The sequence below is a fragment of the Actinomadura luteofluorescens genome (assembly GCF_013409365.1).
In the GTDB taxonomy this organism is placed as follows: domain Bacteria; phylum Actinomycetota; class Actinomycetes; order Streptosporangiales; family Streptosporangiaceae; genus Spirillospora; species Spirillospora luteofluorescens.
Window position 1 is genome coordinate 17,188 of sequence record NZ_JACCBA010000001.1, and the last position, 17,717, is coordinate 34,904.

A 17,717-nucleotide genomic window follows, 5' to 3' on the forward strand; every position below is an offset into this window, starting at 1 on the left:
GCGACCGGACCGGCGCCCACCGCCCACGCCCGCCGCGGAGGCGGGCGTGGGCGGCGCGGTCAGGCGCGGCGGCCGACTCCGCCGAAGACGAGGAAGCGCTCCGGGTCGGTCACGGCCTCGCCCTCGTCCGGGCGCCACAGCGGCACGTACACCAGGCCGGGGTCGAGCAGGTCCCAGCCGTCGAAGAACCGCAGGATCTCGGCGTGGGACCGGGACACCGCCGGAGACGTGGCCCGGTCGTAGAGCTTGCCGATCGCCGCGGTCTTGGTCGGCCGCGCCTCGTGCGTGAGATGCGAGACCACCAGGAAGCTGCCCGGCGCGGCCGCCTCCCGCAGCGCCGCCACGATGCCCGCCGGGTCCTCCGCGGGCTTGATCAGGTGCAGTGCCGCCACGAGCAGGAACGCCACCGGCTCGGAGAGGTCGACCAGCCCCTTCAATTCCGGCGCCGCGAGGACGCCCGCCGGATCGCGCATGTCGGCCTGGACCACCGCGACGCGGTCGTCGCCCGCCAGCAGGGCGCGGCTGTGCGCCACCGCGACGTCGTCGTTGTCGACGTACACCACGCGCGCGTGAGGATCGACTTCCCGTACGACCTCGTGCACGTTGCCCTGCGTCGGAATGCCCGAGCCGATGTCGACGAACTGGGCGACGCCGTCCTCGGCGAGCGCGCGCACGGCCCGGCGCAGGAACGCCCGGTTCGCGCGCGCCAGTTCCCGCGCCCGCGGCTCCACCCGCAGCAGCCCCGTCGCCAGATCACGATCCGACGCGAAATTGTGGGCTCCCCCGAGCAGATAGTCGTACACCCGTGCGACGCTGGGTCTGCGGCTGTCGACCTCGGGTGGGATCCACTCGGAGTCCATGCAACGCCTCCCTTTGACCCGAAGGGGGTGCCGTCCGCGGGCACCTCAGCGTAACGCCGGCCGCGGCGGAAGGCCCCCGCACACGGACTGTGAGGACCATGGCCGAAGACCCCGCACGGCCGGCCCGGGCGACCGTCCTGCTCACCCCTGACGGGGTGGTCACCGGCTGGAGCGACGGCGCCGCGCGCCTGTTCGGCCCCGGCGCGGCCGCCGCGGCCGGAGCCGCGCTCACCGACCTGCTCGGCCGGCCCGGCGCGGCCGAGCAGCTGCTGGTCGCGTTGAGGGAGGCAGGGGCGGGCCGCCCCTGGAGCGGTGTGCTGCCACTGTCGGACGAGGGCCTGGCGGTGACCTGCGACCCGATGACGGGCGCGGACGGCCGCGTCCAGGTGCTGCTGGCGGTGTCCGCGCCGTGCACCGGCGGCCTGGAACTGCTGGACGAGGCCGCCCGCCGCGTCGGCTCCACCCTCGACCCGCACCGGACCGCCCGCGAGATCGTCGCCGTCACCGTCCCGCGGTTCGCCGACGCCGGCGCCATCTACGTGCTGGAACGGCTGCTCGCCGACGACGACCAGCCCGGCGCCGAGACCGGCGGATCCGCGGTCGTGCGGCGCCTGGCCGTCGCGCTCGCCGACGACGACCCGAAGGAGTGGTCCCGCGAGTTCCCCGTCGACGAGGTCATCGTCTACCCGCCGGACACCCCCTTGGCCCGGTGCCTCGCCACCGGCGGCACGGTCGAGTTCGGCGGCGACGCCGCCCGCGACACCGTGGTCGGCCGCACGGGCCGCGTCCTGGACGGCATCGCCGACCACGTGTCACTGCTGGCGGTGCCGCTCGTCGCGCGGGGCCGCACGCTCGGGTTCGCGGTGTTCAGCCGCAAGCGCGGCCGGCCGCCCTTCGGCCCGGACGACCGCGCCCTGGCCTCCGAGCTCGCGAGGCGCGCCGCGACCTGCGTCGACAACGCCTGCGCGTACCGGCGCGAGCACCGCACCGCGACGGCCCTGAGGGCGGCGCTGCTGCCCGCCGCCGTCACCGCCCCGTCCGGCCTGCGGATCGCGCACCGCTACCTGCCCGCCGGCAGCGGCGTCGGCGGCGACTGGTACGAGGTGGTGCCGCTGCCCGGCGACCGGATCGCGGTGGTGATCGGCGACTCGCTCGGGCACGGCGTCACCGCCGCCGCCGCGATGGGCCAGCTGCGGGTCGCCGCGCACACGCTGGTCAGGTGCGGATTCCCGCCCGGCGAGGTGCTCGCCCGGCTCGACGCCATCGCCCGGGAGCTGGACGCCGCGCAGTTCGCGACCTGCCTGTGCCTGGTCTGCGACCCGGCGACGCTGCGGTGCGAGATGGCCGGCGCCGGGCATCCCCCGCCGCTGCTGGCCCTGCCCGGCGGCACCGTGCGGCACTTCGCCGTCCCCCAGGGGCTGCCGCTCGGGGTGTCCGACCACGAGCACCCGGCCGAGTACCCGCAGGCGTCGGCGACGATCCCGCCGGGCGCGACCCTCGCCTTCTACACCGACGGCCTGGTGGAGAGCCGGATGCGCACCCTCGACGACGGCATCGCCCGGCTCGCCTCGGCCCTGGTCGCCTCCCAGGACGGGACGCTGGAGGAGACCGCCGACGGCGTCGTGGCCCTGCTGTCCGACCAGCGGGGCCACGACGACATCGCGCTGCTCCTGATCCGCCCCGACGGACCCTGACCCGCCCTAAAGGCCGGGGATCTCGTGGTTGCGGAACGCGTCCACGAAGTAGGTGTGGTCCTCCCGGACGATCTCGGCGTACTCGGTGCCGAACGCGACCATGGCCTCCACGAACGCCGACTCGTCCGGGCCGATCACCGCGTCGATGGCGTCCTCGACCTGGAACCCGACCAGGGTGTGGTCGGAGTCGGTGTCGGACACGCAGTGCACCTTGGCGGTGGCGCGGCCCAGGTCGTCCAGCACCGACAGCATGTCCTCGGGCTCGGTGAGGCCGCCCCAGTCCAGGTCCTCCTCGTAGGGCGACAGCTCCTGCACGACGTAGCCGACGCCGTCGATCCGGGTGTGGCCGAGCCACGGGTCGCTGTTGGCCTGCAGCGCGCGCCGCGACACGGCGGTGCGGTGCCCGTGGTGCTGGAAGTACTCGCGGATGCGGGGGTCGTCGACCACCCGGCTGGCCGCCGCGACGTTGCCCTGCTTCATCGACAGGACGACGTCGTTCTCCAGCGCCTGGGTGTTGCCCTCCACGAGGATGTTGTAGGCCGACAGCCCGGCCGAGCCGATGCCGAACCCGGACGCGCCGACGATGTCCTTGATCTCGTAGGTGAGGCTGCCGAAGCGCTTCTCGTTCGGGATGGTCGTCAGGTACTCCGCGTAGGCGGCCTCGACCTGGGCGCGCTCGGCGTCGTCCAGGCGGCGGACGCCGGGGCGGTCGCGGAACCGGCGCTCGGCCCCCGACACCACGGTCATGCCCTCCAGCAGCCCGGTCCGGGTGCCGCCCATCGCGGCGACCAGCACGTCGCGGACGTAGCCGTCGGTGGTGTCGAGCGTCAGCGCGAACTTCTCGTCGCCCTCGTGCGCGGCGAACTTGCGGACCTGGTCGACGTAGGCGCGCACGTAGGTCTCGATGAGCCGGCGGATGTCGGCGTCGGAGATCGCCTTCTGCCACGCCAGCAGCGCCAGGCTGGCCACCAGGCGCTTGACGTCCCAGGTGAAGTGGCCGACGTAGGCCTCGTCGTAGTCGTTGACGTCGAAGACGAAGACGCCGTCGTCGTTCATGTAGGTGCCGAAGTTCTGCGCGTGCAGGTCGCCCTGGATCCACACGCGGGACGTGCGCTCGTCGGCCCACGGGTCGTCGTCGTCCGCGATGTCGGCGTAGAACAGGCAGGCGCTGCCCCGGTAGAACGCGAACGGGTCGGACGCCATCTTGCGGAAGCGGCGGCGGAACTCGGCGGGGCTGCGCTCCATCAGGTCCGAGAACGCGTCGACCAGGACGTCGACGATCTGCGCCTGGCGCTCCTTCGGGTCCCGCCCGCGCAGTTCCTCGGTGATGCTCGCCATGCTCTCTCCCTCGATGATCGGACGGTCCCCGCCACGGCCGGGATGTTCCCGGTCATTGTGCCGAATCCGGACCGGTCCGGGAGGTGAACAGCGCACGCACGGCGGGTTCCGACCGCACCAGTTCCAGGGCGGTCTCCGCGTGCCCGGGGACGTAGCCGTTCCCGATGAGCATCGTGACGTCGGCGGCCAGGCCCTCCGCGCCGAGCGCGGCGGCCGGGAACGAGGTCGCCATCGAGAAGAACACGACGGTGCCGCCGGGCGCGGTGGCGAGGATCGCGCCGTGCTCGCAGCCCGGCACGTCCACGCACACGACGGTGACGTCGGCCGGCTCGCCGACGGCCGCCGCGACCGCCACCGGGTCGCGGGCGTCGGCGCGGACGACGGCGTCGGCCAGGCCCGAGGCCGCCAGCCGCTCCTCCTCCGCGGCGGTGGGGACCAGCCCGATCACCCGGGACGCGCCGGCGCGCCGGGCGGCGGCCAGCGACAGGCTGCCGCTCTTGCCTGCCGCGCCCAGCACCAGCACCACGGGACCGCCCTCGCGCGCCGACACGACGCGGTGGGTGAGGGCAGGCGCGCCGCACACGTCCATGACGGCGAGCGCCAGCGGCACCGGCATGTCGTCAGGCAGGACCGCGGCGATGGAGCGGGCGAACAGGATCGCGTGGCCCCGCGCCGGCACCTGCTCGGACCGCCCGTCCCAGTCCGCGAGGCCGTCGGTGACCGCGAGCGGGGTGAGGGTGAGGGACACCAGGGTGGCGACGCGGTCCCCGGGCTTCAGGCCGAGCGGCGAGTCGGGCCCGGCCTCCTCGACCACGCCGACGAGCATGCCGCCCGACCCGGTCACCGGGTTGTGCATCTTGCCGCGCTCCTCGATGATCCGCAGCACCTCGGCGCGGATCGCGTCCGGGTCGCCGCCGTGCGCGGTGTGCAGCTGGCGGTAGGAGGCGGCGTCCAGGTTGAGGCGCTCGACCGCGATCCGCACCTCGTCCGGCCGGATCCGCGGATCGGGGTCCAGCCGCAGCGCGGCCTGCGGCAGGACGCCCGCGGGCTCCAGCACCCGGTGCAGCCCGACCGCCGTCCCCGTCCCGCCTCCGGTCGTCGCCATGCCGTCCTTCTCCTAACATCGGGTGGTGTTACGCAAGATATCCAGGGCACCACTGGTTTCATCGAAAGTCTTCCCGTAACGTCGGCGGTACACAAGACTTTTATGCGATCAATGTGAGGCTAGGAGGCGGTCGACGATGACCACTGCTCTGCACCCGGACGCCCTGCAGTCCGAGGAGGCCGCGCGCCAGCCGTACGCCTACCGGCGCCGGCCCCTGGTGGAGCCCGACTGGCGGCGTCTTCCAGGATGGCGGGACGTCACGGAGGCCGAGTGGGATTCGGCGCAGTGGCAGCGCGCCCACTGCGTGAAGAACGTCCGCCAGCTGCGCCGCGTCATGGGCGACCTGCTCGACGAGCGCTTCTACGCCGATTTGGAACGTGACCAGGCCGAGCGCGCCACCATGTCGATGCTGCTGCCCCCGCAGATGCTGAACACGATGGACGCCTCCTCCACCGAGGCCTTCTACGCCGACCCCGTGCGCCGCTACATGCTCCCGGTGTTCAGCGACCGGCGCACCGACTGGCCGTCCCACCCGCACGCCTCCCGCGACTCGCTGCACGAGGCCGAGATGTGGGCCGTCGAGGGCCTCACCCACCGCTACCCCACCAAGGTCCTGGCCGAGCTCCTGCCGACCTGCCCGCAGTACTGCGGGCACTGCACCCGCATGGACCTGGTCGGCAACTCCACGCCGAACGTCGACAAGCACAAGTTCACCATCAAGCCGCCGGACCGGCTCGGCGCCATGCTGGACTACCTGCGCCGCTCCCCCGGCGTCCGCGACGTGGTCGTCTCCGGCGGCGACGTCGCCAACATGCCGTGGGCGCGGCTGGAGTCGTTCGTCGACTCGCTGCTGGACATCGACAACATCCGCGACGTCCGGCTGGCCAGCAAGGCGCTCATGGGGCTGCCGCAGCACTGGCTGCAGGACGACGTCCGCGCCGGGATGGAGCGCCTGGCGACCAAGGCGAACGCGCGCGGCGTGCAGATCGCGATCCACACCCACGTCAACGCCGCCCAGTCGGTGACGCCGCTGGTCGCCAAGGCGGCCCGCGCGATGCTCGACACCGGCATCCGCGACGTGCGCAACCAGGGCGTGCTGCTGCGCGGCGTGAACGACACGCCCGAGGCGCTGCTCGACCTGTCGTTCGCGCTCCTCGACGAGGCCGGGATCCTGCCGTACTACCTGTACATGTGCGACATGATCCCGAGCAGCGAGCACTGGCGGCTCGCGGTCTGGGAGGCGCAGGAGCTGCAGCACGCGATCATGGGCTACCTGCCCGGCTTCGCCACCCCGCGGATCGTCTGCGACGTCCCCTACGTCGGCAAGCGGTGGGTGCACCAGCTCGCCGACTACGACCGCGAGCGCGGCATCTCCTACTGGACGAAGAACTACCGCACCGGCCTGGAGCTGTCCGACCCCGACGCGCTGACCCGGCGCTACGAATACCACGACCCGATCTACACCCTGCCGGACAAGGGCCAGGAGTGGTGGCGGGAGCGGTCGGGGACGGCCTGAGTCGCCACGGCCGACGCCTTTACGTTGTAGATCTGAAATAGGGCGGAATAGGCTGGGTCGGGTGACCTTCGACCTGACCTCCCGTTTCCCGCTCGGCGCGTCGGTGACGGCCGCCGCCCTGGAGGACGACCCGCACCCGCACCTGGCCCGGCTCCGCGAGCGCGAGCCCGTCTCCTGGCTGCCCGCGCTGGGCGGCTGGCTGGTGACCGCCCGCGGCCCGGCGCTGGAGGTCATGCGCGACGCGGCCGCCTACACGGTGGACGACCCGCGCTTCTCCACCGCGCAGGTCGTCGGGCCGAGCATGCTGTCGCTGGACGGCCCCGTCCACACCCGGCACCGCGACCCGTTCGCCCGGCCGTTCCGCCCGGCGCGGACGCGGGAGCGGTTCACCGCGTTCGTCGAGGCCGAGACCGACCGGCTCGTCGGCGCCCTCGCGCCCGCGGGCCGCGCCGAGCTGCGCGGCCGGCTGGCCGGGCCGCTCGCCGTCGCGGTCGTCACCGAGGCCCTCGGGCTGCACGGGGTGGACGCCGCGACCGTCCGCTCCTGGTACGGCGCGTTCGTCGAGGCCGTGTCGGCCATCACCGCCGGCGGCGCCGCGCCCGCGCGAACGGACGAGGCGTACCGGCTGCTGAGCGCGGCGGTGGAGGAGGCGATCCGCGCGGCGCGCCCCGGGTCGCTGCTGGCCGAGGCCGCCCGCGGCGACCTGCGCACCGACGAGGTCGTCGCCAACGCCGCGATCCTGATGTTCGGCGGCATCGACACCACCGAGGGGATGATCGCCAACGCCGCGCTGCACCTGCTCGGGCACCCGGACCAGCTCCGCCTCGTCCTGGACGCCCCGGAGCTGCTGCCCGCCGCGATCGAGGAGTCGCTGCGGCTGGAGCCCGCGGCCTCGGTCGTCGACCGGTACGCCGCCCGCGACACCGAGCTCGGCGGGGCGCCGGTCCGGGCGGGCGACCTCGTGCGGGTGTCGATCGCCGGCGCCAACCGGGACCCCTCGGTGTTCCCCGCGCCCGACCGCTTCGACGTGCGGCGCCGCAACGCCGCCGAGCACCTGGCGTTCGCGCACGGGCCCCACTTCTGCTTCGGCGCGCACCTGGCCCGGCTGGAGGCCCGCACCGCGCTCACCGCGCTGCTGGACCGCCTGCCCGGGCTGAGGCTCGACCCCTCCCGGCCCGCCCGGCCCCGCGGGCTGGTGTTCCGCAAGCCCGAGCGGCTGGACGTCCTCTGGGACCTCTGAGGACCGGTTCTGGACCGTTCCCCGCGTCGCCCCGGACGGCGCCGCTGTGGGAGCATTCCCCAATGATCGTGGAACGCCGTGTCGAGCTGCGCTTTTGCCCGGAGAGCCGCGAGGCTCAGACGCACGTCAACCTGTCCGCCGTGCGCCAGGACGGGCGCTGCCTGTGGGTGGCGGGCGACGAGACGGCCACCATCGAGCGCCTGACCGCCGTCACCGGCGAGGACGGGCGCGTCACCGGCTACGACGGGCAGGCCACGATCGCGCTCGCCGACCTCGTCCCGCTGCCGGCCGGGGCCGACGAGGAGGCCGACATCGAGGGCCTGGCCCGCGCCGACGGGTGGCTGTGGGCGATCGGCTCGCACAGCCTCAAGCGCAAGAAGATCAAGCCCGGGAACGGCGACGCCAAGGCGCGCAAGCGCCTCGCCACCATCGTGCGGGAGGACAACCGCTACATCCTCGCCCGCATCCCCCTGGTCACCGGTGAGGACGGCCTGCCCACCGCCGTGGCGGAGGACGGCGACCGCACCGCGGCCGTCCTCGGCCTCGACAAGGACTCCATCGCCGACCTGCTCGCCGACGACCCGCACCTCGCGCCGTTCCTGGCCATCCCGAGCAAGGACAACGGCCTGGACATCGAGGGCGTCGCCGTGCACGGCGACCGCCTCTACATCGGGCTGCGCGGGCCGGTGCTGCGCGGCTGGGCGGTGCTGGTGGAGATCCGCCCCGCCCCGCACCCGAGGGACCCGCGGCGCCTGCGGGCGCTGCCCGTCGGCGACGACGGCGAGCTCTATCGCACCCACTTCCTGGACCTCGGCGGCCTCGGCGTCCGCGACCTGTGCCCGCACGGCGACGACCTGCTCGTGCTCACCGGCCCGAGCATGGACCTGGACGGCCCGGTGCGGCTCGTGCGGTGGCCGGGCGCGGCCCGCGCCGACGCCGGCGAGATCGTCCCGGCCGACGAGCTGGAGGTGCTGGGCGAGCTCCCCCACGGCGACGGCGACGACCACGCCGAGGGCATCGCCGTCCTGGACGAGCCCGGCACCCGCCTGCTGGTCGTCTACGACAGCCCCGCCCCCGACCGGCTCACGGCGAACGGCGGCGTCCTCGCCGACGTGCTGCACCTCGGCTGACGGGCCCCGAATAAGCGCTCGCTTTCGAGCTCTGCTTGGATGGCCCCGGTACCCGGCGGGAGTCGAGAGGGCGGGAGCAGAGCATGATCGAATGGTCCGAGGAAGACCTGATGATCCGGGACGCGGTGCGCGGCTGGATCGACGCGGAGGTCCGCCCGAACCTGGACGCGCTGGAGTCGGGCGAGCTGCCGCCCTACGACCTGCTCCGCAACCTCTACAAGACGTTCGGGATGGACGAGATGGCCCGCTCGTCCTTCCGGTCCCGGCCGGCCCGGCAACGCGAGGGCGGGGCGGGCGCGGCCGGCGGCGACGGCTCCGGCGACGACCGGCCCGGCGGCGGCAACGCGGCGATGTCGATGCTGCCGGTCATCGAACTGTGCAAGGTCGCGCCCGGCCTGGTCTCGGCGATGGGCGTCGGGCTCGGCCTCGCCGCCGGGACGATCATGAAGCGCGGCACGCCCGAGCAGAAGGAGCGCTGGGCGCTCCCGCTGCTCACCATGGAGAAGGTCGGCGCCTGGGCGATCACCGAGCCGAACTCCGGGTCGGACGCGTTCGGCGGGATGCAGGCCACCGCCCGCAAGGACGGCGACGAGTACGTCCTCAACGGCGGCAAGACCTTCATCACCAACGGCCCCTACGCCGACACGATCGTCTTCTACTGCAAGCTCGACAACGGGGACGCTCCGCGGGACCGGGAGATCCTCACCTTCGTCCTCGACCGGGGCATGCCCGGCCTGGAGCAGGGCCGGCCGCTGCGCAAGATGGGCCTGCACTCCTCCCCCACCGGCGAGCTGTTCCTGAACGACGTGCGCGCCGGCGCCGACCGGCTCCTGGCCTCCGGCTCCCAGGGCGGCAAGGAGTCGGCCCGCCAGAACTTCGTCACCGAGCGCGCCGGCGTCGCCGCGATGGCCCTCGGCGTCATCGAGGAGTGCCTGAAGCTGTCGGTCGAGTACGCCAAGACCCGCGAGCTGTGGGGGCAGCGCATCGGCGACTTCCAGCTCATCCAGCTCAAGCTGGCGAAGATGGAGGTCGCGCGCCTCAACGTGCAGAACCTGGTGTTCCGGCACATCGAGATGCAGCGCGCCGGGCGCTCCCCGACCCTGGCCGAGGCGTCGGCGATGAAGCTGTACGCCGCGCAGGCCGCCAGCGAGGTCGCGCAGGAGGCCGTGCAGCTGTTCGGCGGCAACGGCTACATGAGCGAGTACCGCGTGGAGCAGCTCGCCCGCGACGCCAAGTCCTTCCAGATCTACGCCGGCACCGACGAGATCCAGATCACCCACATCGCCCGCGACCTGCTGTCGCGCTGAGCGCCCCGGCGGCGTCCGCGGCCGCCGCCCCGTCCGCGAACTTCCGGGGACGGGGCGGCGTCGAAAAGGTGGAGGGCGGGTGAGGGCGATCGCCCGCCCTCGGCCCGACGGGCCTTTCTGGACAGCCGACGACGGGGACTGGATACTCACAGCTATGGACGGTCAGCCCTCATTCCCGGTGAGAGCGTCCGACACGGAACGGGACCGGGTGCTGCGCGTCCTCAGCGACCGCGTGGCCGAGGGCCGGATGTCGAACGAGACGTTCGAGCGCCGTGTCGACCAGGTGCTGCAGGCGCGCAGCAAGGCCGAGCTGGCCGACATCGTGCACGACCTGCCGGCCTCCAACCGCGTCGTGAACCGGCTGACCGGCATCATCTCCTCGGTCTCGCAGGCCACCGCGCGGATCGAGGCGGCCTGGCGGGCGCCGCGGCTGCCCCGGTTCATGCTTCCGCCGCGCGAGCTCGGCCGCATCGTCGTCGGCCGCGCCCCCGCCTGCCAGTTCATCCTCACCGACCTCACCGTCTCCCGGTTCCACGCCGAGATCCACCGCGCGGACGAGGGCTGGATGATCTCCGATCTCGGTTCGATGAACGGCACCCGGGTGAACGGGTACCGGCTGACCGGCCCGGCCCGCGTCCGGCCCGGCGACGAGGTCGGCTTCGGCAACTCCGCCTTCATCGTCACCGCTCCCTGACCCGTCCCGGGGTCTTGACGGAACCGGAAGCAGTCTTTACCTTCACCTCCAAGTTAGGAAACCTTCTTAACTCGGAGGAGCCGCCGTGCCCGTGCCCGTCCCCGGAACCCCCAGCCTGCTGCGGGCGATCAACGACCGCGCCGCGCTGGAGGCGCTGCTGGCGCGGGGGCCGCTGACCCGGCCGCAGATCTCCGACCTCACCGGACTGTCCAAGCCGACCGCCTCCCAGCTGCTGGCGCGGCTGGAGCAGGCCGGGCTCGTCGTCCGCGACGGCGTCCGCGAGGGCCTGCCCGGCCGCACCGCCGAGCTGTACCGGATCAACGGCGCCGCCGCCCACGTCGCGGGCGCCGACGTCACCCCCGCGCGGATCCGCGTCAGCGTCGCCGACCTCGCCGGGACGGTGGTCGCCGAGCACACGCTGCCGACCCCCGGCCGCACCGGCGTGGACGTCGTGGCGCGGATGGCCGCCGCGCTCGACGGGGCCGCCGCCGCGGCCGGCCTCACCCGGGACCGCCTCGACCGGGCCGTCGTCGGCATCCAGGGCGCCGTCGACCCCGCCACCGGCCGCCTCGGGTACGCCCCGCACATCCCCGGCTGGCACATCCCCGACCTGGTCGACACCCTGAGCGACGGGCTCGGCGTGCGCGTCGCGATCGAGAACGACGTCAACCTCGCCGCGCTCGCCGAGCGGGCCGGCGGGCGGGCCGAGGGCGCCGCGGACTTCGTCCTGCTGTGGGTCGCCGACGGCGTCGGCATGGCCGTCGTGCTGAACGGCACGCCGCACCGGGGCGCGACCGGCGGCGCCGGGGAGATCGGCTACATGCCCGCGGTGGGCGCCCCGCTCATGCGGGACGTGCGCCGCACCCACACCGGCGGCGTGCACAGCGTCACCGGCGGCGCGGCCGTGCTGAAGCTGATGCGCGAGCACGGCTTCCGCGGCCGGGACGCCGCCACCGCGCTCGCCCGCGCCGCCGCCGACGTGCAGACCGCCGGCCGGCGCACCGCCACGGACGCGGGCGCCCGCGCGGAACGCGCCCTCACCGAGCTCGCCACCAGGCTCGGCGCCACCCTCGCCACGGTCGTGGCCGTCATCGACCCCGCGCTCGTCGTCCTCACCGGCGACGTCCTGCGCGCCGGGGGCGAACCGCTCCGCGCACGCGTCGAACAGCACCTGCACAGCCTCACGATCCCGCGCCCCGCCGTGCGGCTCAGCACCGTCCAGGGCAACCCCGTCCTGGCCGGGGCCCTCCAGCAGGCGCTCCGGGAGACCCGCGACGAGGTCTTCACCACCACCGTCCCCTGACCCGCCGTCCGCCAGGACGCCGGCCCCTCACCACGCCGTTCCCCACCCCCTAAGGAGAACCGGAGTGCCCACCACCACAACGCGCCGGCTCGCGGCGGTCACGGCCGCCGCCGGGCTCGCCCTCGCGGCCGGGTGCACGGCCGGCGGCGACCGGTCCGGCCAGGGCCCGGCGTCCGGCGAGAAGCAGACCATCGAGGTCTGGCACGGCTGGAGCGCCCCCCACGAGGTGAAGGCCTTCCAGGACGCCGTCGCCGGATTCAACAAGGCCCACCCCAACATCACCGTCAAGCTCGTCAACGGCCAGACCGACGACCGCATCACCAACGCCATCCGCGGCGGGAGCCCGCCGGACGTGGTGTCGTCCTTCACCACCGACAGCGTCGGGCAGTGGTGCCAGAGCGGCGCCTGGCAGAACCTCTCGCCCTTCATCGCCAAGTCCGGGCTGGACCTGAACCAGTTCCCGCGGGCGGTGCGGAGCTACACCGAGTACAAGGGCATCCGCTGCGCGATGCCGCTGCTGGCCGACGCCTACGGCCTCTACTACAACAAGAAGCTGATGAAGGGCGAGCGGCCGCCGAAGACGATGGGCGAGCTGACCGCGCTGGCCAAGAAGCTCACCGTCCGCGCCTCTGACGGGACCATCAAGGTCGCCGGGTTCATGCCCTCCGTCCAGTACTACGAGCACCAGGTCCAGCACCTGGCCCCGCAGTTCGGCGTCACGTGGCTGACCGCCGGCGGCAGGGCCAACTTCTCCGGCGACCCCGCCTTCCAGGCCTACCTGAAGTGGAACAAGAGCCTCATCGACTGGTACGGCTACGACAACGTCAAGAAGTTCCTGCGCTCGATGGGCCAGGAGTTCGAGTCGTCCAACCCCTTCCAGAAGGGCAGGACGGCGATGGCCGTGGACGGCGAGTGGCGCACCAAGTTCATCCAGGAGGAGGCGCCCGGGCTCGACTACGGCACCGCGCCCGTCCCCGTCTCCGACGACCGGGCGAGCGCGTACGGCGGCGGGTTCATCACCGGCACCGTCATCGGGATCCCGCGCGGCGCCAGGCACGCCCCGGCGGCCTGGGAGTTCGTCCGGTACCTCACCACCGACACCGGCGCGCTGGTCACCTTCGCCAACGCGCTCGGCAACGTGCCCTCCACGATCCCGGCGCTGTCGTCGCCGAAGCTGACGCTGCCGCCCCAGTTCCGGACTTTCCTCGACGTCTTCAAGAACCCCAACAGCTCCTCCACGCCGCCGACGCCGAACGGCAACGACTACGTCGTCCGGTTCGAGAAGTTCACCCAGGAGGAGTGGGAGCCCGGCAAGGTGGGCGACCTCGGCCGGGCGCTGAAGAAGCTCGACGGCGAGGTCGACGACTCCCTCAAGCTCGCCGGAGGCTGACCGTGGCATCCGGCTCACTGCGCCTCCCGCTCCCCGGGACGCGGGGCGGGACGGCGGCGGCGCGGGCCCGCCGGCGCCGCCGGCTCCGGACCCTGGCGTTCCTGTCGCCCTGGCTCGCCGGATTCGGCCTGTTCTTCGTCTACCCCCTCGCCGCCACCGTCTACTTCTCCTTCACCCGCTACAACCTGTTCACGCTGGAGTACGTCGGCCTCGACAACTACACCTACCTGCTGCACGACCGCGACGCCTGGACGGCCATGCGCAACACGCTGTGGCTGGTCGCCGTGCTCGTCCCGCTGCGGGTCCTGTTCGGACTCGGCGTCGCCCAGCTGCTCACCCGGATCAAGCGGGGCGCGGGCGTGCTGCGCTCGATCCTCTACCTGCCGTACCTGGTCCCGCCCGTCTCGGCCACTGTCGCGTTCGTGTTCCTGCTGAACCCCGGCACCGGCCCCTTCCAGACCGTCGCCGCCCGGCTCGGGATCCCGCTGCCCGACTTCTTCAACGACGCCGCCTGGGCCAAGCCCGGCCTGACCCTGCTCGGCCTGTGGGCGGTCGGCGACGTCATGATCATCATGCTGGCGGCGCTGCTGAACGTGCCCGCCTCGCTGTACGAGGCGGCCGCGATCGACGGCGCCGGCGCCTGCGCCCGGTTCCGGCACATCACGCTGCCGACCGTATCGCCCGTCCTGGCGTTCTCCGCCGTCACCGGCGTCATCGAGACGCTGCAGTACTTCACGCAGCCGATGGTGGCGGGCAAGGTCGCCTCCGGGCGCGCGGACCTGCCCGGCGTCCAGTACTCCCCCGGCTACCCCGACGGCTCCACGCTGACCTTCCCGCAGTGGCTGTACGACCAGGGGTTCCGCCAGTTCAACATGGGCTACGCGTGCGTGCTGGCGCTCGTCATGTTCGCCACCGCGATGGCGTTCACCGTGTTCCTGCTCCGCCGGTTCCGCGCGTTCGCCGGAGAGGAGGCGCAGTGATCCCCGGAGGGCGCGCCCGCCGGGCGCTGCTGTGGCTCGCCGTGCACGCCACCGCCGTCGCTGTCGGTCTGATGTTCCTGGCGCCCCTGGCGTTCATGCTGCTGACCGCCGTGATGACCGACCGGCAGGCGCTCAGCGGCGACCTGTGGCCGCGCGGCTGGCACTTCGCCAACTTCACCGAGGTGTTCAGCGGCGACATGGTCCGCTGGACCGTCAACAGCACCCTGTACGCGGGCCTGTCCACGCTGTTCATGCTGGTCTCCAGCGTCCCGGTGGCGTACGCGCTGGCCCGGTTCCGGTTCCGGGGCCGCAACCTGGCGCTCGTCGCGGTGATCTCGGCGATGATGCTGCCGCCGCAGGTCACCATGGTGCCGCTGTACATCGTGTGGGCCCGGTTCGAGCTGACCGGCACGCTGTGGCCGCTGATCATCCCGCAGCTGTTCGGGGACGCGTTCTCCATCTTCCTGCTGCGCCAGTTCCTGGTGACGATCCCCCGCGAGTACGCCGACGCCGCCCGCGTGGACGGCTGCGGGGAACTGCGCACGATGCTGCGGGTCGTCCTGCCGATGGCGAGGCCCGCCCTGGCGGCGGTGGCGCTGTTCCAGTTCTTCTACTGCTGGAACGACTACTTCCGGCCGCTGGTGTACGCCGACCCCGACCACTGGACGCTGGCCATCGGCGTCGCGACGTTCCGCGCCGCCCACCACGTCGAGTGGAACCTCACCATGGCCGCGACGCTGCTGACGATCCTGCCGGTGCTGGTGGTGTTCTTCCTCGCCCAGCGCGTCTTCATCCAGGGTGTGACCTTGACGGGAGTGAAAGGTTGAAGCTGACGGTCATCGGGGGCGGGTCCACCTACACCCCGGAACTGGTCGACGGGCTCGCGCGGGCGCACGCGGCGCTGCCGGTGTCGGAGCTGGTGCTCGCCGACCCCGACGCCCGGCGGCTCGAGCTCGTCGGCGGGCTCGCCGCGCGGATGCTCGCCCGCGCGGGCCACCCCGCCCGCGTCGTCACCACCGGCGACCTGGACGCGGCGGTCGCGGACGCGGCGATCGTCCTGATCCAGCTGCGCGTCGGCGGGCAGGCGGCCCGGCACGTCGACGAGACGCTGCCGGCGGCCTGCGGCTGCGTCGGGCAGGAGACGACCGGCGCCGGCGGCCTCGCCAAGGCGCTGCGCACCGTCCCGGTGGTGCTCCACATCGCCGGGCGCGTCGCCGCCCGCGCCCCGCACGCCTGGATCATCGACTTCACCAACCCGGTCGGCATCGTCACCCGCGCCCTGCTGGACGCCGGGCACCGCGCGGTCGGCCTGTGCAACGTCGCGATCGGGTTCCAGCGGCGCGCCGCGGCGCTGCTGGACGTCCCGCCCGACCGGGTCGGCCTCGGCCACGCCGGGCTCAACCACCTCACCTGGGTGCGGTCGGTCCTGCTCGACGGGCACGACGTCCTGCCGGACCTGCTGGAGCGGCACCCCGGCGACCTCGCCGCGATCTGCGGCCTTCCCGCCCCGTTCCTGCGGGCGCTCGGCGCCGTCCCGTCCTACTACCTGCGCTACTTCTACGCGCACGACCGCGTCGTCGAGGAGCAGCGCGGCGCGCCGTCGCGGGCCGATGAGGTCGCGGCGCTCGAACGCGATCTGCTGGAGGCCTACGCCGACCCCGCCCTGGACACCAAGCCCGCCCGGCTCGCCGAGCGCGGCGGCGCGTTCTACTCCGAGGCCGCCGTGCAGCTGGCCGCCTCCCTGCTCGGCGGCCGCGGAGACGTGCAGGTCGTCAACGTGCGCAACCACCGCACGCTGCCGTTCCTGGACGACCGCGCGGTCATCGAGGTGCCGGCGCGGATCACCGCTTCCGGGGCGGTGCCGCTGCCCGTCCCGCCCCTGGAACCGCTGATCGCCGGGCTGGTCGCGCACGTGGCGGCCTACGAGGAGCTCGCCCTGGACGCGGCGCTGCGCGGCGGCGTGGACCGGGTCGCCGCCGCGCTGCTCGCGCATCCGCTCGTGGGCCAGCTGGACGTGGCCGAGCGCCTCGCCCGCGACCTCGTCGCCGCCAACCGCGCCCACCTGCCGTGGGCCGCCTGATGGCCGCGGGCGCCCTGGTCGCCGTCGACGGCGGCAACAGCAAGACCGACGCGGCCGTCGCCACCACCGCCGGCGAGCTGCTCGCCACCGTGCGCGGCGACGGGTTCCGCCCGCAGGCCGCCGGGTTCGACGGCGCGCTCGACGCGCTCACCGCGGTCATCGCCAGGGCGCTGCGGGAGGCCGGCGTCCGGCCCGGCGACGTCGTCCACCTGTCCGCCTACATGGCCAACGTCGACCTGCCGGGCGAGGAGGAACGGCTGGAGAAGCTCCTGCTCGCCCGCGGCGCCGCGCCGAGCGTGACGGTCGGCAACGACACGTTCGCGCTACTGCGCAGCGCCGTCACCGAGGGCTGGGGCGTCGCGGTGGTCTGCGGGGCCGGCATCAACTGCGCGGGCGTCGCCCCCGACGGGCGCACCGCCCGGTTCCCCTCCCTCGGCTCCCACACCGGCGACTGGGGCGGCGGCGGGGAGCTGGGCCGCTCGGCGCTGTGGCACGCCATCCGGGGCGAGGACGGCCGCGGCCCGGAGACGGCGCTCACCGCCGCGGTCGCCGCCCACTTCGGCGTGGCCCGCGCCATCGAGGTGGGCCTCGCCGTCCACTTCGGCGAGATCGGCCGGGGCCGCCTCACCGGCCTCGCGCCCGTCCTGCTCGACACCGCCGAGGCCGGCGACGAGGTGGCGCGCGGCGTGGTGCTCCGGCTCGCCGAGGAGGTGGCGATCCTCGGCTCGGTCGCACTGCGCCGCCTGGACCTGCTCGGCACCGCCGCCGACGTGGTCCTCGGCGGCGGAGTCCTGGCGGCCCGCCGGCCGCTGCTCATGGACGCGGTCGCCGACCGCTACGCCGCCCTCGCCCCGCGCGCCCGCCTCCTCGTCCCCGAGGAGCCGCCGCTCCTCGGAGCCGCGCTCCTCGCCCTCGACCACGTCGCCGCCCCACCGTCCGCCCACGCGGCCCTGCGCACCGCGTTCCGCCGCCGCTGACCCGCGGTCGGGCCGCCGGCGCGCGGGTACCTACCATGGCGATGGACGGGCGGCCCCGGGAGGACGGGAACCACGGCCCCGGGCACCGCCCTTGACGTTGTAA

At 73.8% G+C, this 17,717-nt stretch carries 15 protein-coding genes; 12 read left to right on the forward strand and 3 right to left on the reverse strand.

Annotation, left to right across the window (positions count from 1 at the left end; translation table 11 throughout):
- Positions 1 to 59 precede the first annotated feature (59 nt).
- Positions 60 to 860 (reverse strand): SAM-dependent methyltransferase, encoded by an 801-nt coding sequence (locus BJY14_RS00105; protein ID WP_179841682.1) that lies wholly within the window; start codon positions 858 to 860, stop codon positions 60 to 62.
- Between the two features lie 98 nt (positions 861 to 958).
- Between BJY14_RS00105 and BJY14_RS00110 the strand changes: the two genes are divergently transcribed.
- Complete coding sequence (locus tag BJY14_RS00110; protein ID WP_179841683.1) at positions 959 to 2,554, forward strand: PP2C family protein-serine/threonine phosphatase; 1,596 nt, start codon at positions 959 to 961, stop codon at positions 2,552 to 2,554.
- A gap of 6 nt (positions 2,555 to 2,560) precedes the next feature.
- Here the strand turns inward: BJY14_RS00110 and BJY14_RS00115 are convergent, their stop codons facing one another.
- Both BJY14_RS00115 and kdd read right to left on the reverse strand, forming a co-directional pair.
- The gene (locus BJY14_RS00115) at positions 2,561 to 3,892 is read right to left on the reverse strand and encodes a DUF2252 domain-containing protein (RefSeq protein ID WP_179841684.1); all 1,332 of its coding nucleotides are present in this window, start codon (positions 3,890 to 3,892) and stop codon (positions 2,561 to 2,563) included.
- 52 nt (positions 3,893 to 3,944) lie between these two features.
- Positions 3,945 to 4,997, reverse strand: a complete 1,053-nt coding sequence (gene kdd / locus BJY14_RS00120) for an L-erythro-3,5-diaminohexanoate dehydrogenase (protein WP_179841685.1) — start codon at positions 4,995 to 4,997, stop codon at positions 3,945 to 3,947.
- A 136-nt stretch (positions 4,998 to 5,133) separates the two neighbouring features.
- Between kdd and BJY14_RS00125 the strand changes: the two genes are divergently transcribed.
- From BJY14_RS00125 to BJY14_RS00175, 11 genes are all read left to right on the forward strand, one after another.
- On the forward strand, positions 5,134 to 6,513 hold the full coding sequence (locus tag BJY14_RS00125; protein ID WP_179841686.1) for a KamA family radical SAM protein: 1,380 nt from the start codon (positions 5,134 to 5,136) through the stop codon (positions 6,511 to 6,513).
- Positions 6,514 to 6,574: 61 nt separating this feature from the next.
- A complete protein-coding gene (locus tag BJY14_RS00130) occupies positions 6,575 to 7,753 on the forward strand; it encodes a cytochrome P450 (RefSeq protein WP_179841687.1) in 1,179 nt (392 codons plus the stop codon).
- A 62-nt stretch (positions 7,754 to 7,815) separates the two neighbouring features.
- Entirely contained in the window at positions 7,816 to 8,883 is a 1,068-nt protein-coding gene (locus tag BJY14_RS00135) for a DUF3616 domain-containing protein (protein ID WP_179841688.1), read from the forward strand.
- Between the two features lie 83 nt (positions 8,884 to 8,966).
- Positions 8,967 to 10,190, forward strand: a complete 1,224-nt coding sequence (locus tag BJY14_RS00140) for an acyl-CoA dehydrogenase family protein (protein WP_179841689.1) — start codon at positions 8,967 to 8,969, stop codon at positions 10,188 to 10,190.
- 154 nt (positions 10,191 to 10,344) lie between these two features.
- Positions 10,345 to 10,884 (forward strand): FHA domain-containing protein, encoded by a 540-nt coding sequence (locus tag BJY14_RS00145; protein ID WP_179841690.1) that lies wholly within the window; start codon positions 10,345 to 10,347, stop codon positions 10,882 to 10,884.
- An 85-nt stretch (positions 10,885 to 10,969) separates the two neighbouring features.
- Entirely contained in the window at positions 10,970 to 12,187 is a 1,218-nt protein-coding gene (locus tag BJY14_RS00150) for an ROK family transcriptional regulator (protein WP_179841691.1), read from the forward strand.
- A gap of 64 nt (positions 12,188 to 12,251) precedes the next feature.
- The gene (locus BJY14_RS00155) at positions 12,252 to 13,577 is read left to right on the forward strand and encodes an ABC transporter substrate-binding protein (RefSeq protein WP_179841692.1); all 1,326 of its coding nucleotides are present in this window, start codon (positions 12,252 to 12,254) and stop codon (positions 13,575 to 13,577) included.
- 2 nt (positions 13,578 to 13,579) lie between these two features.
- Complete coding sequence (locus BJY14_RS00160; protein ID WP_312878879.1) at positions 13,580 to 14,557, forward strand: carbohydrate ABC transporter permease; 978 nt, start codon at positions 13,580 to 13,582, stop codon at positions 14,555 to 14,557.
- Positions 14,554 to 15,384, forward strand: a complete 831-nt coding sequence (locus BJY14_RS00165; protein ID WP_258939859.1) for a carbohydrate ABC transporter permease — start codon at positions 14,554 to 14,556, stop codon at positions 15,382 to 15,384. Before BJY14_RS00160 ends, BJY14_RS00165 begins: the two co-directional genes overlap by 4 nt.
- Positions 15,381 to 16,637, forward strand: coding sequence for a family 4 glycosyl hydrolase (locus BJY14_RS00170; RefSeq protein ID WP_179841693.1), 1,257 nt, complete (start codon positions 15,381 to 15,383; stop codon positions 16,635 to 16,637). Before BJY14_RS00165 ends, BJY14_RS00170 begins: the two co-directional genes overlap by 4 nt.
- Positions 16,637 to 17,614: an N-acetylglucosamine kinase gene (locus tag BJY14_RS00175; RefSeq protein WP_218904977.1), complete on the forward strand. Its 978-nt coding sequence runs from the start codon at positions 16,637 to 16,639 to the stop codon at positions 17,612 to 17,614. The genes BJY14_RS00170 and BJY14_RS00175 overlap by 1 nt, the downstream gene beginning before the upstream one ends.
- The last annotated feature ends 103 nt before the right edge of the window (positions 17,615 to 17,717 follow it).